The 16,465-nt window shown below is 61.8% G+C and carries 11 protein-coding genes and 2 pseudogenes; 10 read left to right on the plus strand and 3 right to left on the minus strand.

Annotation, left to right across the window (positions count from 1 at the left end):
• Nucleotides 1–100: 100 nt before the first annotated feature.
• Nucleotides 101–505, plus strand: coding sequence for an endonuclease domain-containing protein (locus JOH52_RS11305; RefSeq protein ID WP_010969906.1), 405 nt, complete (start codon nt 101–103; stop codon nt 503–505).
• 177 nt (nt 506–682) lie between these two features.
• On the opposite strand, the gene JOH52_RS11310 is transcribed toward JOH52_RS11305, so the two are convergent.
• Nucleotides 683–1,846, minus strand: a complete 1,164-nt coding sequence (locus JOH52_RS11310; protein WP_003537933.1) for an IS4-like element ISRm16 family transposase — start codon at nt 1,844–1,846, stop codon at nt 683–685.
• Nucleotides 1,847–2,029: 183 nt separating this feature from the next.
• Between JOH52_RS11310 and JOH52_RS11315 the strand changes: the two genes are divergently transcribed.
• From JOH52_RS11315 to JOH52_RS11325, 3 genes are all read left to right on the plus strand, one after another.
• Nucleotides 2,030–3,319, plus strand: coding sequence for a DUF6638 family protein (locus tag JOH52_RS11315; protein WP_010969905.1), 1,290 nt, complete (start codon nt 2,030–2,032; stop codon nt 3,317–3,319).
• Nucleotides 3,320–3,322: 3 nt separating this feature from the next.
• On the plus strand, nt 3,323–4,546 hold the full coding sequence (locus JOH52_RS11320) for a DUF2333 family protein (protein ID WP_010969904.1): 1,224 nt from the start codon (nt 3,323–3,325) through the stop codon (nt 4,544–4,546).
• A gap of 63 nt (nt 4,547–4,609) precedes the next feature.
• Complete coding sequence (locus tag JOH52_RS11325; protein WP_013844754.1) at nt 4,610–6,316, plus strand: formate--tetrahydrofolate ligase; 1,707 nt, start codon at nt 4,610–4,612, stop codon at nt 6,314–6,316.
• A gap of 160 nt (nt 6,317–6,476) precedes the next feature.
• Here the strand turns inward: JOH52_RS11325 and JOH52_RS11330 are convergent, their stop codons facing one another.
• On the minus strand, nt 6,477–7,310 hold the full coding sequence (locus JOH52_RS11330; protein WP_017272446.1) for an extensin-like domain-containing protein: 834 nt from the start codon (nt 7,308–7,310) through the stop codon (nt 6,477–6,479).
• A 276-nt stretch (nt 7,311–7,586) separates the two neighbouring features.
• On the opposite strand from JOH52_RS11330, the gene JOH52_RS11335 reads away from it, so the two are divergent.
• The 6 genes and pseudogenes from JOH52_RS11335 to JOH52_RS11360 all read left to right on the plus strand — a co-directional run.
• Nucleotides 7,587–9,818 (plus strand): TonB-dependent hemoglobin/transferrin/lactoferrin family receptor, encoded by a 2,232-nt coding sequence (locus JOH52_RS11335; RefSeq protein WP_010969901.1) that lies wholly within the window; start codon nt 7,587–7,589, stop codon nt 9,816–9,818.
• Between the two features lie 114 nt (nt 9,819–9,932).
• The gene (gene trpLE, locus JOH52_RS11340; protein WP_178385068.1) at nt 9,933–9,977 is read left to right on the plus strand and encodes a trpE operon leader peptide TrpLE; all 45 of its coding nucleotides are present in this window, start codon (nt 9,933–9,935) and stop codon (nt 9,975–9,977) included.
• Nucleotides 9,978–10,091: 114 nt separating this feature from the next.
• Nucleotides 10,092–12,281 (plus strand): anthranilate synthase, encoded by a 2,190-nt coding sequence (locus JOH52_RS11345; protein ID WP_010969900.1) that lies wholly within the window; start codon nt 10,092–10,094, stop codon nt 12,279–12,281.
• A 168-nt stretch (nt 12,282–12,449) separates the two neighbouring features.
• The gene (locus tag JOH52_RS11350) at nt 12,450–13,370 is read left to right on the plus strand and encodes a cation diffusion facilitator family transporter (protein WP_010969899.1); all 921 of its coding nucleotides are present in this window, start codon (nt 12,450–12,452) and stop codon (nt 13,368–13,370) included.
• Nucleotides 13,367–13,831 carry a preQ(1) synthase gene (gene queF, locus JOH52_RS11355; RefSeq protein WP_010969898.1) on the plus strand — a complete coding sequence of 155 codons (465 nt, stop codon included), beginning with the start codon at nt 13,367–13,369 and terminating at the stop codon, nt 13,829–13,831. The genes JOH52_RS11350 and queF overlap by 4 nt, the downstream gene beginning before the upstream one ends.
• 31 nt (nt 13,832–13,862) lie before the next feature.
• Nucleotides 13,863–14,471 (plus strand): annotated as a pseudogene (locus tag JOH52_RS11360) (phosphotransferase); the annotation flags it as partial.
• Nucleotides 14,472–14,567: 96 nt separating this feature from the next.
• Here JOH52_RS11360 and JOH52_RS35010 read toward each other — a convergent pair.
• Nucleotides 14,568–16,400: pseudogene (locus JOH52_RS35010) on the minus strand (TonB-dependent receptor family protein); the annotation flags it as partial.
• Between the last annotated feature and the right edge of the window lie 65 nt (nt 16,401–16,465).

Consider the following 16,465-nt stretch of genomic DNA (forward strand, 5'->3'; position numbering starts at 1 on the left):
CGGCATTTGCCCTCCACCTCGGGGCTGCCCCTCACCCTAGCCCTCTCCCCGCGCGCGGGGAGAGGGCTAGGGTGAGGGGCAAGAGGGCGGACCAAAAGAGATGAGAGGAGCGAACGAACGCAAGACAGAACGCGCGAGAGGTCTGCGGCAAAGCGACAACGATGCAGAAGCGCTCCTTTGGTCGGAGCTGAGAGACCGGCGTCTAAACGGCTTCAAGTTCGTCCGGCAGGTCGCCGTCGGTCCTTACTTTGCTGATTTCGCCTGCCGTGATGAGAGGCTGGTCGTCGAGGTCGACGGCAGTCAGCATCAGATCGGCAGCGGCGATGCGAGGCGCGACAAGTTCATGGTCATGAATGGATGGAGTGTGCTCCGCTTCTGGAATACGGACATCTTCAATGACCGCGCCGCGGTACTGGAGACGATCGTGGCGGTGCTCGAGAAGCGGTTGGTGCGGGAAGTGAGGAGTGCGGATTTGACGTTCATTCCGGGGGAGAAGAAGAGATGAGTCCGGTGTTGAATTTGGCGTCTCGGTCTGCCCCTCTCTTCAGCCTATTGCCCCTCACCCTAACCCTCTCCCCGCGCGCGGGGAGAGGGGACGCCGTTGTGTTCGATCGCACCCGACAACGCGCCCATGGGATCTCGTCCCCTCTCCCCGCCTGCGGCAGGGCTGTCCGGGGAAAATTCATGCATAGCGGAAGACCATTTGGTTTGGGATGGTCCGGGGTTTTGGTCGGCTTGGATTGACCTGCGGCGGCTTGTGGATTTCGGCGATGCTTTTGCGCTGGAACAGGCACTGGGTGACGAGGTCGGTGAAGCGCAGGATCGGTAGAGGGACGCGGGCGAGGCGGGCGGCGATGCGCAACAGTGCATAGGCGATCATCGCCGCGAAGATCTGCAGGCGGATGGCGTTGTCGTTGTTGCCGAGGAACTTGCGGATCTTGAGGTGCTGTTTGATCCAGCGGAACAGAAGCTCGATCTGCCAGCGATCCTTATAGAGCTGGCCGATCTCGACGGCGGAGCGCTCGAGGTCGTTGGTCAGAAGCGTGATCGTATCGCCGTCCTGGCGCTTGACGATTACCCGGCGCAAGCCGATCGGCAGCTTGGAATCGCCCTTGCTGGCGAGGCTGACCTGGCTGTCTTCGAGGACCAGGAAGCCATCGCCTTGAGGTTGCTCAACGGGGCGTTCAGCGACCAAAGCCAGTCCCATGTTGGTCTTCGGCCGGGTGACGAAACTGGCGCCGGCTTCGGCGATCGCCGTCCACCAGCCGTAATGGCAGTAGCCCTTGTCGAAGACATAGGTTGCGCCCTTTTCGATGGTGATCGTGCGGCCGATCTGGGCGTCGTTGACGTTGGCGTCGGTGATGTCGAGGATGCCTGGACAATCGGCCTTGGGATCATAGACGACATGCAGCTTCATGCCGCGGATGCGGCCGTTCGACTTGGCCCAATCGTACAGCTTACCCAGCGGTATCGGGGTCGAATCGATCAGCCGCAGCATCTTGGTGCCCTCCCGGCGCGTCTGCCGGTCGAGCTGACCGGCCAGAAGCGCGAAGGTCTCGGCGAAGACGGCGACCGGGCGGCGGCGGTTGGCGTCCGACAGCGTCGAGCGCATCAGCCGGCCACTGCCGAGATGGTAATGATGCTGACTGTTGGCGTTGAAGCTCGCCTCCAACCCGCGCAGGCTGGTCGTGGCGCTCAACTGGGCATAGATCAGTGCCACCAGATGATCCCAGCTGGTAAAGCACTTGTCGTAGGCATCCCCGGCATGACGATCCACAATCGCCTGAAAGCTGCGGCGATCAATCGCTTTCAGCAGCTGGGCGAAAATGCTAGGGGTGAACCGCATGCTCCGTCTCCTTTTCTGAGTCTCGACAACCAGAAAATAGACGGAAAAACGCCGTCTGACGGGGCATGCGCCTGCGACATTTCGATTCACCCGGAACTTTCCCCGGACAGCCCTGCGCGTGCGGGGAGAGGGTTAGGGTGAGGGGCAAAAGGTGAGGGGCAGAACGCTGAGGAGCATGGCCGCATGAAGCGCCTTTTGGAAGCGGAGCTCATCTATGGACGGCTGCTTGATATTTCCGAGCCGCATCTCGTCGCGCGCTACAACAAGGCTCTCAATGGCTTCGGGCTGAAACCTACGGCTCTCCAGCGGTTCAGCATCGACATGACCGGCTTCTCACCCGAAATCGCCGAGGAAATCGGCGACCGCGACTATCTGGATCCGAACCGGGTCAACCGGCGCTTCATCATCCTGACACCGGCGCAGGCGGAGCTGCCGGTCGTGCATACGAGCTTCTCCAACACTGCGGCACTGATGCACGAATTCTTCAACGCCAATGGCCGCGCGATCAACGCGATCACCATCAAGGATGCGCTCTACGGCGAGATCGAGGATTCGGTCTCGGTCGTCGAGGACATTGACGATCTGCTTTCCATCAACGAAGTCCGCTTCCGGGTGCTTTCGGCCGAGGACATGCTCGGCAAGGCGACCGAACTGCGCGAGCTCGTGGACCGGCTGAAAAAGGTGCCGAACGCCTGGGCGGACGACGCGATGCTCGATCGGATGGTCGAACTCGCCAGGACGACCGGCGACATAAGGCAGAACGTGCTCGTGCCGGACGAACTCGTCTTCCGCCATGAGGCCTTCTGGGCCAATCACTTCGGCGGCGTCTACGTCTTCCTCGACGAGAAGACGACGACTGTCATCTGCGACCCCTCGGTGCCCGGTTTCCGCCGGTCGCGGCCCTGGCAGGTCAGCTACATGGCCATAACCGACCACGCCCGCATCTATGACTTTCTGGCGACGACCAACCGGCTGCAATTGCCGCAGGCATCCTGGGTGCAGGAGTCCGGCCTCTTCCAGCATCGCGCGGACATGGTGATCCGCGGGCTCGTCGACGCCGCCGACCCGAATGCGGACCTGATGAATGTCGACCGGATCTGGCTGCAGACCTGGATCCACCGCAATGCGGCGCTCGTGGCGCGCGACGGGATTTACCCCTTCCTTCAGGAAATGGCGCGGGCGATCGCTGCGACGGGCACGGTCAGGATGCAGGACGTCGCCCCGGAGAACCGGTTCCTGCTCGTCCGGGCCGCCCCGCAGCATCCGGATCAATGGCTCGTCAACCGCCTGATCTCCGAACTCGTCCCGCGCGATTTCGTCTCGCGCTTCGTGTTCGACAAGCAAGGCTTCTACAAAGCCTATGAGGGCTACAGCGAAAAGTTCCGCGAATATGTTGTTGCGACACTGACCGGCACATATCTCAAGGACAAGGCCGCCTTCCGTCACAAGCTTTACGGTCTCAAAGAGGAATAAAACATGTTCGATCCGATCGTTGCGTTCTTCCAGCGTGTATTCACCGCGATCGGCCGTGGCATCGGATTGGCGGTGGCGTGGCTTCTCTGGCCGTTCGTCGCGCTCGGCAACTGGTATCGGGGACGAAGCTGGATCATCAAGGGGCCGATCGGCCTGATCCTCCTCTGCCTCGTGCTCTTCTACGCCTACTTTGTCTGGCAGACGCAAGCCTGGACGAATTTCGACCCGGACTATGTCGACCGATACAAGCTCGCCGACCGCAGGACGCCGGCCGGTTCACCCGTCAGCGGTCCGGGGGCAACAACGGGACAGTCAGGCTCGGCGGCTGACGCAAACCAGGCCGCCGCGGTCGCTCCTTCCGGTGCGGACAGTACGACCGAAGCCCTTGCCGTGGCCCAGCTTCCGGCCGGGACGGTCTGCCAGACTTCGGCCATCGTCGACGTGGCGGCCGACCTCATCGACCTCAATGTCAATCAGAATGCCTGGATATCGTCGATGCTCGGCTACAAGCTCGGCTTTTTCGGGATTGACTGGGACGACACGCCCTGGCTCGACAACAAGGCGTCCTTCCAGCGCGGCGTCAACCAGGCGGTGCGCCGCACGTCGGTGGAACTCGTCGATTCGCTTGGGCGCGTCCGTGGCACGTCGGGGGTCAACAACGAGCTCCAGAACGCGCGCGGAAGCATCCAGTTCGACGAGGAAACCTGGTATTTCGGCCTGAACCCCTTCGGCCCCAAAACCCCGACCCCGAGCTTCTACCGCTCGGCTATGCGCGATCTCAGGAAGTTCAACGTCTCGCTCGGCAAGTGCGAAGCGATCTTCGACGGCCGATCCGACAACATGGTCGAGTTCCTCGACCGGGTCGCGAACGATCTCGGCAATACCTCGGCGATCATCCGCGAACGTTCGGAGTTCCACAATGGCGGCTGGTTCGACACGCGGGCGGACGACCGCTTCTGGTTCGCCTTCGGCCAGCTCTACGGCTATTACGGCATTCTCTCGGCCGCCGGCGCCGATTTCGAGAATGTCGTCACCCAACGTGGCCTGGCGCCGATCTATACCGAAACGATGAAGCAGCTTCGCGCGGCACTCAGGATCCAGCCGCTCATCATCTCGAACGGGCGCGAGGACGGCTGGATCATGCCGACGCACCTCGCGACGATGGGCTTCTACATCCTCCGGGTTCGATCGAACCTCGTGGAGATGCGCGATATTCTTGCCCGTTGACGGGCGGCATGTCAGCGTAAGCGATAGGAAACGGAACTTGCGCATTTTCGCGGAGGAGGCGGGATGCGCGAGGCAAACTGGGGGGAAGCCGTGGGAGAGGTAAAGTCCGACATCGAGATCGCGCGCGCCGCGCGCAAGCAGCCGATCATGGAGGTCGGCGCGAAGCTCGGCATTCCGCCGGAGCATCTGCTTCCCTACGGCCATGACAAGGCCAAGGTCAGCGCCGAATTCATCGCGGCGCAAAACGAGAAAAGGAACGGCCGGCTCATTCTGGTGACGGCGATCAACCCGACGCCGGCGGGCGAGGGCAAGACGACGACGACCGTCGGCCTCGGCGACGGCTTGAACCGCATCGGCAAGAAGGCGATCGTCTGCATCCGCGAGGCGTCGCTCGGTCCCTGCTTCGGTATCAAGGGCGGGGCGGCGGGCGGCGGTTACGCCCAGGTTGTGCCGATGGAGGACATCAATCTCCATTTCACCGGCGATTTCCATGCGATCACGTCGGCGCATAATCTGCTCTCCGCCTTGATCGACAACCATATCTATTGGGGCAACGAGCAGGCGATCGACATTCGCCGCATCGCCTGGCGGCGGGTCATGGACATGAACGACCGGGCGCTTCGCCAGATCGTCGGCTCCCTCGGCGGCGTCGCCAACGGCTATCCAAGAGAGACCGGCTTCGACATCACCGTCGCCTCGGAAGTCATGGCGATCCTGTGCCTGGCTATGGACATCAAGGATCTCGAAAAGCGGCTCGGCAACATCATTATCGGGTACCGTCGTGACAAGAGCCCGGTCTTCGCCCGGGACATCAAGGCGGATGGGGCAATGGCGGTACTGCTCAAGGACGCGATGCAGCCGAACCTGGTGCAGACGCTCGAGAACAACCCCGCCTTCGTCCATGGCGGCCCCTTCGCCAATATCGCGCATGGCTGCAATTCGGTCGTGGCCACCACGACGGCGTTGAAGCTTGCCGACTATGTGGTAACCGAGGCCGGCTTCGGTGCCGATCTCGGCGCCGAGAAATTCTTCGACATCAAGTGCCGCAAGGCAGGGCTCACGCCCGATGCCGCCGTAATCGTCGCGACTGTCCGCGCGATCAAGATGAACGGCGGAGTGAAGAGGGAAGACCTCGGGAGAGAGAGCGTCGAGGCGGTCAGGAAGGGGTGCGCCAATCTCGGCCGCCACATCCAGAACGTCAAGAAGTTCGGCGTACCGGTGCTCGTCGCGATCAACCATTTCACCTCCGATACCGAGGCCGAGGTCCGGGCGATCAAGGATTATGTCAGAACGCTCGGTTCCGAAGCGGTTCTCTGCAAGCACTGGGCCGAGGGTTCGGCGGGCATCGAGGAGCTCGCTTACAAGGTCGTGGACCTCGCCAATGCCGGCCATTCGCAATTTTCGCCGCTCTACCCCGACGAGATGCCGCTCTTCCAGAAGATCGAGACGATCGCAAAGGACATCTATCACGCAAGCGAGGTGATTGCCGACAAGCTGGTGCGCGAACAACTCCGGACCTGGGAAGACCAGGGCTATGGCGATCTGCCGATCTGCATGGCGAAGACCCAATATTCCTTCTCCACCGACCCGAACCTGCGCGGAGCACCGACGGGCCACGCCGTGCCGATACGCGAGGTTCGGCTGGCCGCCGGGGCCGGCTTCATCGTCGTGATAACCGGCGAGATCATGACGATGCCCGGCCTGCCGAAGGTGCCTTCTTCGGAGCGGATCCGGCTGAACGAGCAGGGGTACATTGAAGGGTTGTTCTGAGGTGATTAGAGCTGGGCTGCCCCTCACCCAGGCTGCCCCTCACCCTAGCCCTCTCCCCGCAGGCGGGGAGAGGGGACGAAGGAGGCGCCGCTTGTGTCCTTCTCCCCATGAAAACGGGGAGAAGATGGCCGGCAGGCCGGATGAGGGGCGGCCGTACCCCTCAACGGCAATAGCGGTACCCGTTTTTCCGCTCGATGACATCCAGATGCAAGTGGTCTTCATGCGCCGCATCGCTCCCCGGATCGAGCACGGTCGTGAAATAAAGGCAGGCCGACGCCGTGACCGCCCGCTGGAATGCGCCGGTAAGGGTTCCGTCCTCGTCGCGGGGCTGGATCTCGACGGTCTTGCCGTCGCTGAGAGTGAACGAGGCGATATCGACCGCGTTGCCGCGCGCATGTTCGGAGATCTTGCCGGCGTCTGCATTGTTCCTCAGGCGGCAGACATAGGTCGAGGCCTGGTTCAAGGCGGTAATGCGGGTCTCGGGGCTGAAGGCGCTGCTCGTGGCCGGGGCCGCCGTCTCCTTGGTCCAGCGGGCCAGCGCCAGCGCGGCTTCGCAGCGCATCACTCCCTCGGGCTTCAGGGTCACGCCCGGCAGGATCGCGCGGACCTCAATCGGCTTGTCGATGCCGCACCCCTTGCCGTCGTCGATGCGGTCTACTTCGGAAAAGCTGCTCCCGAGCGATTTGAGTTCGGAGAGACAGGACGCATATTCCTGCGGGTTTTCCTTTTCGATCACCAGGACCGGCACGGCGTCGAGGGCGTCGTCCTTCCAGCCCGGGGGTAGATCCCTGTCGGCGCGAGCATCATTCCCCGCCCTACCATTGGACTTTTCCTCTGCATCGGCACCATTCGCCCGCGGCGTGGCGGGCTTGGGCGTCGGCGTCGGCCGATCATCGCCGCTCGAGGGTCGCGCCAAAGGCATCGGACCCCGTTCGGGCAGCGTTGCTCCCGAAACGAGAAACGCGACGATCAAAATTATCCCGGCGTGGCGCATGCAGGTCCTCTCCATCTCTCTGCGGCCCCAGTCGGCGAAACGCACGAAGGAACGATCCTGTTTCAAATTGTGCTGAAACTGAGGACGAGGGCGGTTCGCAGGCGATGGAGATGGAGATCGGACCCCTAGATTTATATTGACAATCACACTCATGTTTTCTTATGTGACGAAAATAAGGCGCAAATAGATCGCCTTGCCCAATTCCGCACTGCCCAGCCAGCCCTTGAGTTCGCCGCTCAACAGCAAGCCCGGCCAACACTTTCAAAGGACTGGTCCATGCTCAACCGGCATCATCGCCTGGCGCTTTTGGCTTGCACGGCAGCAATATTCGCGCTCCCGATCCCCCCGGTTCTGGCGCAGAGCGCGCCAACCGAAACGGCGGCGGAAGGAAATGCCAACACGACCGTGCTGAAGAAGATCGTCGCGAAAGGCGACCGCCTGGCAGGTGCGCAGCGTGGCGGCATCGCGGATACGCCGCTTGCGACCGAGATCGACGCAAAGACCCTGGAGGAGAAGCAGGTCACGGATCTCGACGATCTCGGCCGCAGCGTCGACGCAGGGATAAATGCATCGCGTGCCGACTTCGGTATCAATCTTCGCGGTCTTTCCGGTCCTCGTATCGTGACCACGATCGACGGCGTTCCGATCCCCTATATCTCGAACAGCGCCCGTCAGGGTGCCTTTGCCTCGATCAATGCGAACGGCGGCGGGGACATGTTCGATTTCAATTCGCTCTCCGTGGTCGACATAGTGCGCGGGGCGGATTCGAGCCGTGGCGGTTCCGGCATGCTCGGGGGCGCCGTGGTGCTGCGCACGCTCGAGCCCGAGGATGTCATATCCGACGGAAAGGATTGGGGCGCGATCTTCAGGTCCATCTATGACAGCGAAGACGACAGCATTGCGGGCTCGGTTGCTGGAGCCCACAGATTCGGCCAGACCTCCGTTCTCTTTCAGGGCAGCTACCGCAAGGGGAATGAACGGGATAACGAGGGGACGGTCGGTGGCTACGGATCCGCCCGCACGGAGCCCAACCCTACCGATTTCGACCAGAACAACTTGCTCTTCAAGTTTCGGCATGAACTCGAAGGCGGTCACAGAATCGGCCTGACGGCGGAAAGCTTCCGCCGCGACGCCGACAATGATCTCAGAGCGGAACAGGGGCGCCGGTACAAGATCGGCGACTATACCGGTTTTGAAGACCGCGACCGCAAGCGCGTCTCGCTGGACTATGATTTCGAGGCCGCCTCGTCGGACGACTTCTTCAGCTTCGCCAGGGCATCGCTCTACTGGCAGGATCTGGAACGCTCCTCCGGCTCGAATGGCCGGACGATCGCCGATGTGCCCTACGGGCGCGACAATTCGATCAGCAACGAGAGCGTGGGTTTCAACGGACGCGCAGGCAAGGATTTCGAAACCGGCGGTTTCGATCATTCGCTAACCTTCGGCCTCGATGTCGCCCGTTCCGAGTGGAGCCAGTATACCTCGGCGGTTTGCCCGACGCCGGCGACATGCCCGGCGCTCAACAACCAGTCCGAAGTCCCCGACGTGAGGAGCATGACGGTCGGCGCCATATTGGAAGACCGCATTTCGGTCGGCGACAGCGCGTTTGCGCTCACGCCGGGGTTGCGCTTCGACTGGTTCCAATATGACCCTCAGCTCAATGCAGGCTTCGAGTCGAATACAGGATCGGGAATCTTCGGGGATCTGAAGGCCAGGGATGGGGTTCGCCTGTCGCCGAAGCTCCTCGCGACCTATGACGTTACGCCGGATGTCGAGCTGTTCGCACAATGGTCGATGGCCTTCCGGGCGCCGACCGTGGACGAGCTTTATAGCCGCTTCTACAACCCGTTCGGAAACTATGCCCAGCTCGGCAATCCGGATCTCAAGCCGGAAACCGGCAAAGGATTCGAGATCGGTGCCAATTTCGACACCGGTGAGCTGAGCGGCCGGGTCGCGGCGTTCCACAATATCTATGACAATTTCATTGAAACCGGCGATTCCATCAACAGCGACACCGGGATCAGGGAATTCAAATATGCCAACGTCAACAAGGCCCGAATCTCGGGTATCGAGTTGAGTGCGTTGAAAACCTTCGACAACGGCTTCAACCTCCATGCGTCGCTTGCCTACTCCTATGGCAAGAACGAGGACGAGGGCACGCGGCTGCGGACGGTCGCGCCATTCAAGGCGATCATCGGCGGCGGCTACAGCCAGGAAACCTTCGGTGTCGATGTCTCGACGACGGTCTCGGCAGCCATGCCGGACGATAACGACAGCGAAACCTTCGATGCCCCCGGCTACGGTCTCGTGGATATGACCGGGTGGTGGACGCCCGAAAGCTTCAAGGGATTGAGGGTAGAGGCCGGGGTCTATAACATCTTCGACAAGAAGTATTTCAACGCGCTCGGCGTACGTGGCGTCGACCTCGCCTCATCGTCCGCTCAGCCGCGCGACTTCTATTCCGAACCGGGACGCACGTTCAAAGTCTCGTTGACGCAACGCTTCTGATCATTCAGCAAGTTCCGACGGTCTAAAGGCGGCTCGTGTTAGCCGCCTTTTCTCACTCTCTTCCTCTTTTTTCCCGCTTGCGCGCCATCGCAAGCCGCGCTAACACTTCCGCCCATGGCAAACACGCAGAACATTTCGATCTGGTGGTGGGCTCGCTGAGGCGGCCTTGACCAGTCATGCGTGATTGAGAGATGGAGCCGCCCGGAGATTTCGAGGCGGCTTTTTTCGTATTCGGGCCGCGTGGAAAGACCGGGCTTTTACGGAGCGAGACGAATGGCAGCGGTAATTCTGGAAGACGGCGCGGAGAGTTATACCACGAAGGGTGGCATCGTCGTCACCCGCAGGCGGCGTGAGGCATCCTACAGCGACGCGATCGCCGGTTATGTCGACCGGCTGGACGAACGCCGCGGCGCGGTCTTTTCCTCGAACTACGAATATCCCGGCCGCTATACCCGCTGGGACACTGCGGTGGTCGACCCGCCGCTTGCCATCTCCTCCTTCGGTCGCTCGCTCTGGATCGAAGCCTATAACGAACGCGGCGAAGTGCTGCTGGCGCTGATCGCCGAGGATCTGAAGTCCGTTGCCGACATCACGCTCGGCTCACTTGCCGCCCGCCGCCTCGACCTCACCATCAACGAGCCCGATCGTGTCTTCACCGAGGAAGAGCGGTCGAAGATGCCGACGGTCTTTACGGTTCTTCGCGCGGTGACGAACCTCTTCCACTCGGAGGAGGACTCGAACCTCGGCCTCTATGGCGCCTTCGGCTACGACCTCGCCTTCCAGTTCGATGCGATCGAACTGAAGCTTTCGCGTCCGGACGACCAGCGCGACATGGTTCTCTTTCTGCCGGACGAGATCCTTGTGGTCGATCACTATGCGGCCAAGGCCTGGATCGACCGCTACGATTTCGCCAGGGAGAACCTTTCGACCGAGGGCAAGGCAGCGGACATTGCTCCCGAGCCGTTCCGCAGCGTCGACAGCATCCCGCCGCACGGGGATCACCGCCCGGGCGAATATGCCGAGCTCGTCGTCAAGGCGAAGGAAAGCTTCCGTCGCGGCGATCTTTTCGAAGTGGTGCCGGGGCAGAAATTCTACGAGCGCTGCGAAAGCCGCCCGTCCGAGATTTCCAACCGGCTGAAGGCGATCAATCCGTCGCCCTATTCCTTCTTCATCAATCTCGGCAACCAGGAATATCTCGTCGGTGCTTCGCCGGAGATGTTCGTGCGCGTTTCCGGCCGGCGCATCGAGACCTGCCCGATCTCCGGTACGATCAAGCGCGGCGACGATCCGATCGCCGACAGCGAGCAGATCCTGAAGCTCTTGAACTCGAAGAAGGACGAGTCCGAGCTCACCATGTGCTCGGACGTCGACCGCAACGACAAGAGCCGGGTCTGCGTGCCGGGCTCGGTCAAGGTGATCGGCCGGCGTCAGATCGAGATGTATTCGCGGCTGATCCACACGGTCGATCACATCGAGGGGCGCCTGCGCGACGATATGGACGCCTTCGACGGGTTCCTCAGCCACGCCTGGGCGGTGACCGTTACCGGCGCGCCAAAGCTCTGGGCCATGCGCTTCATCGAGAGCCACGAGAAGAGCCCGCGTGCCTGGTATGGCGGCGCGATCGGCATGGTCGGCTTCAACGGCGACATGAATACCGGGCTGACCTTGCGTACCATCCGCATCAAGGACGGGATCGCCGAGGTGAGGGCGGGTGCGACGCTCCTCTATGATTCCAATCCGGAAGAAGAAGAAGCCGAAACCGAACTGAAGGCCTCTGCCATGATTGCAGCCATCCGCGACGCGAAATCCGCAAACAGCGCCAAATCCGCGCGCGATGTCGCCGCCGTCGGCGCCGGAGTCAGCATCCTGCTCGTCGATCACGAGGACAGCTTCGTCCATACCCTCGCGAACTACTTCCGCCAGACCGGCGCGTCCGTCACCACCGTGCGCACGCCGGTGGCCGAGGAAATCTTCGACCGGGTCAAGCCGGACCTCGTCGTGCTTTCGCCCGGTCCCGGCACCCCGAAGGACTTCGACTGCAAGGCGACGATCAAGAAGGCGCGGGCGCGGGACCTGCCGATCTTCGGCGTCTGCCTGGGGCTGCAGGCGCTCGCGGAGGCCTATGGCGGCGACCTTCGTCAACTGGCGATCCCGATGCATGGGAAGCCCTCGCGCATCCGCGTGCTCGAACCCGGCATCGTCTTCTCCGGCCTCGGCAAGGAGGTGACGGTCGGGCGCTATCATTCGATTTTCGCCGATCCGTCCAACCTGCCGCGCGAATTCGTGATCACGGCCGAAAGCGAAGATGGTACGATCATGGGCATCGAACACAGCAAGGAGCCGGTGGCGGCCGTGCAGTTCCATCCGGAATCGATCATGACGCTGGGCGGCGACGCCGGCATGCGGATGATCGAGAACGTGGTTGCCCATCTCGCCAAGCGGGCGAAGACCAAGGCAGCCTGACCTCCTGCGCGTCGGCTGGACCGGCTCGAGGCATTCGACCGTTTGACAAGCGGCCCGTGATCGCCCATATGGCGCCCATGATCCGCCTGCGCGAAAACCCGCGCGGGCGGTTTTGCATTTGAATGGCCTTGCATCTGCAACTCGTTTGCATCTGCAGGAGGAATGAAGATGACCGGAACCGACAATAGAACCATCCTGCGACTCGCCTTCTGGGGCATCCCCCTGTCGCTGGGCGTGATGGGCCTTAAGATGCTCGCCTGGTGGGTGACGGGCTCGGTGGCGCTCCTGTCCGACGGGCTGGAATCTTCCGTCAACGTGGTCGCCGCGGTGATCGCCTATGCGATGATCGGCTATGCGGCAAAGCCGGCCGATGCCGACCACCCCTTCGGGCATCACAAGGCGGAATACTTCTCCGCAGTCATCGAAGGCGTGCTGATCGTCCTGGCGGCGTTGCTGATCATCTGGGAGGCCATTCCCGAAATGATGGCACCGGTACTTCTGAATGCACCGACGCTCGGCCTCGCCATCAATTTTGCTGCCGGCGTCGTCAATGCGATCTGGGCCTATGTGCTCATCCGCGCGGGCAGCCGCCATCGCTCGCCGGCACTGAGTGCGGACGGCCAACACATTCTCTCGGATGTCGTGACCTCCGCGGGCGTGCTCGTCGGCCTTCTTCTTGCCATCGCCACGGGCTACGCGATCCTCGATCCGCTGCTCGCCGTAATTGTCGCGGGCAATATCCTGTTCCAGGGCTGGAAAGTGATTTCGCGCTCCGTCGACGGGCTGATGGACAAGGCGGTGCCGGCGGACGAGGAGGAGGCGATCAAGGCGGCGATCGCGGCCAATGCCGGCGGCTCTCTCGGCGTCCATGACCTGAAGACGCGTCAGGCGGGCCCGGCGATCTTCGTGGATTTTCACATGGTCGTGCCGGAGGCGATGGCGGTCGGTGACGCGCACGACATCTGCGACCGGATCGAGGATGCGATTCGCGTCGTGCATCCGGGTGCGGGGATCGCCATTCACGTCGAACCGGAAGGCGAAAAGGCGCACGGGGTGCGCGTCAAAGTTAGTGGAGCATCACGGAAATGACCAAGACTGATGTATCGGGACTTTCACAACTGGGGGCAAAGGTCGATCTGCCCCAAAGCCCGGAAGAGGCGGTGCTCGAAAGAGTGCCGAGCGGGCATGGCGGCACGGATTTCGTCGTCCGCTTTACGGCGCCCGAGTTCACCTCGCTTTGCCCGATGACCGGGCAGCCCGACTTCGCGCATATCGTCATCGACTATGTGCCTGACGGCTGGCTGGTGGAGTCGAAATCGCTCAAGCTGTTCCTGCATTCGTTCCGCAACCACGGCGCTTTCCACGAGGATTGCACGATCGAGATCGCCAAGCGCCTGGTTTCGCTGCTTTCTCCGAAGTGGCTCCGGATCGGGGCCTACTGGTATCCCCGCGGCGGCATCCCGATCGACGTTTTCTGGCAGACGGGAAACCCGCCGGAGGGCGTCTGGCTGCCGGATCAGGGCGTGCCGACCTATCGCGGACGGGGATGATGGCGTCTGCGCATTTGCAATGGCGGGCTTCATGAGCAGGCGCCACGCCGGTGACGAAATTCTGCTTCCGAAACTGCCCACGGGTCGGGAATGGACGCCGGTTCGTCACGGCGAATCCGGTGACCGCGTCTATCGTCGCAGCGACGGCGGCGCCTATGCGAAGATTGCGAGCGGCAAGGCCGCAGCACTGCTCGAGGGGGAGCGCGATCGTGTCGCTTGGCTGGCGCCGTTCCGCCTGGGCTCGCCCTCCGTCTGCGAGTGGATCGCGGCAGATGAAGCATGCCTCGTCATCAGCGCGCTGCCGGGTGTGCCGGCAAGCGAGCTCTCCGCCGTCGACCTCAAGAAAGCCTGGCCGTCGATCCTGCGGCAATTGAAGCTGCTGCATGAATTGCCGACGGAAGCCTGCCCTTTCGGGCGGCGGCTCGCGTCGATGTTCGACCGGGCCGCGGATGTCGTCCGGCGCGATGCCGTCAATCCGGATTTCCTGGCCCCGGAGGATCAGAACACTCCGCCGGGCGAACTGCTCGACGCTCTGCGGGCCGAACTGCCGAGGCACCTGATCGACGAGCCTTCCGATCTCGTAATCTGTCATGGCGACGCATGCCTGCCGAACTTCATGGTCGATCCGGATACACACCGCTGCACGGGCGTGATCGACCTGGGCCGGCTCGGAACGGCGGAACCTGGCGTTCGTGTAGGTGTAGGCAAGCGTTACCGGAACCTCGAAGCCGTTACTATCGATACTGCCAAATGTGCGGCCAACGGTCAATTCGATGCCTTTGACGCTGACCTCGCCGCCCTCGAACTGATCACCAATGGTGCAATTGCCTCCGGTGGATGCGGTGCAGGTTCCAAGCAGGTTCGAATAGCTGTTGATGAAGCCTATGGCACCGGCGCGCCAGCCGTCGGAATCATACTTCACGCCGGATTCGTAGTTCCATGAAGTCTCGGGATCCACGTCCGATCCCGGAGCGGGGCTGGCAAAGCCGCGATGGACACCGGCCACCAGCAGAACCTCGTCGGTGGCGCTCCAGGTTGCCGACAGGCCGGGGATGAACACATCGACATAGGACTGTTTTGCAGTGGTCGGCCCGTTGCGGCCGGGGTCGGCGCTCCCCCAGTTCGTCTGGTCCAGATTGATCGATTCATAGCGCAGGCCGGGAACGAAGGTGAACGGTCCGGCTTCGATCGTGTCGCGCGCGAAGAAAGCCCATGCCTTGGCTTCATTCAGGCGGTTGGACTGGCTGCCCGGCGCGCCCGCGGAGGTCAGGATCATGCGCCCATTGACCATCTGGTAGCGATCGTCCTGCTGGAAGCGGTCTTCCTCGTCCTGATGATAGCGCGCGGACAATTCGAGTTCGTGGCTGAGTTCGCCGGTATCGAAATTCGTGGTCAGCACGCTTTGAATGCCGGTCGCCTGATAGGCGCGGGCGTTGTTGCGCACACGCAATGCCCCCGCTCGGCCGGTATATCCGTCCGCACCGACGATATCGGCCATCTGCGTCGAATACGTATCGGGGTCCGCCAGGATGTTGCTGAGGGATACCCAGCCAGTATCGGAGTCGTTACGGACATCGTTGAGCTTGTACCAGGCCCGCGTGGTATCGGTACGGTAGACGGTCGTCGTCAGGTTGATGTCGGGTGTGATCTCGTAACTGTGGCTGAATTGATAGATATTATGCGCGGCGTCGATCACGTCCTTCTGACTGGCGTTATAGCGCCTGAAAGGCGTGTCCTTGAAATCGTCCAGGGTCAGGCCGAGATAGGTCTCATTGCTGGTTTCATCGTAGTTTTGATACTTGAACTCGAAATTCTGCGTTCCATCGGCCGTGCGAAAGCCCAGCTTGCCGCCCCAATCGGTGAGATCGAATCCGGTATCGCCGCCGCGATCGATATCCTTGAAGCCATCCGATTTATCGTAAAGCCCTTCGATAAGTCCGCCGATCTCGAACGCGTCGCCCAGCGGCGCCCAACCTCCGGTCCAGGCGTGGACACGTCGGCCGCCATAGCTGCCACCGAGAATGTCCGCCTTTCCGGTCAGCGTTCCGATATCGGAATCGGGAATAGGGGTCGAGAAAAGATTGATCGCGCCGCCAACGGTCATCGGACCGTATTTTATTGCTGCCGGTCCCTTGGCCACCTCTACCCCCGACATGCGCGCCATCTTGGGAAAATAATAGGCCGCAGGCGCCGCATAGGGGGCCGGCGCGATCAGGATGCCGTCTTCCATGACCGTTATGCGGGCATTGCGGTCTGTACCCGAACCACGGATGCCTATGTTGGGCCTAAGGCCGAACCCCTCTTCCTCTTGAAGATAAACACCCGGAATCTGCCGCAATACCCGATTGGGGTCGCTATAGGAAAAGCGCTCCATATCCGTCAGGTCCAGCCGCTGGACCGAACCGCCGATCGCGAATGCGTCGGATTTGTCCGCGGTGACGACAATAGGAGCGAGCAAAGTTCTGTTTTCTTTGGGAGCTTCTTGCGCCTGAACAAGTATAGGCATGCTCCAAAAGCCGGCACCAACTACAATTGCGAGGCGACTCGCGCTTGATCTCCATAGAATCATTCTAAATGTCCCCTCTGCCCCAGAGTTGCCAGTTCCGAAACTTCTAATATGAAATTATTCTATAC

Origin of the sequence: Sinorhizobium meliloti, assembly GCF_017876815.1 — a bacterium.
GTDB lineage: Bacteria > Pseudomonadota > Alphaproteobacteria > Rhizobiales > Rhizobiaceae > Sinorhizobium > Sinorhizobium meliloti.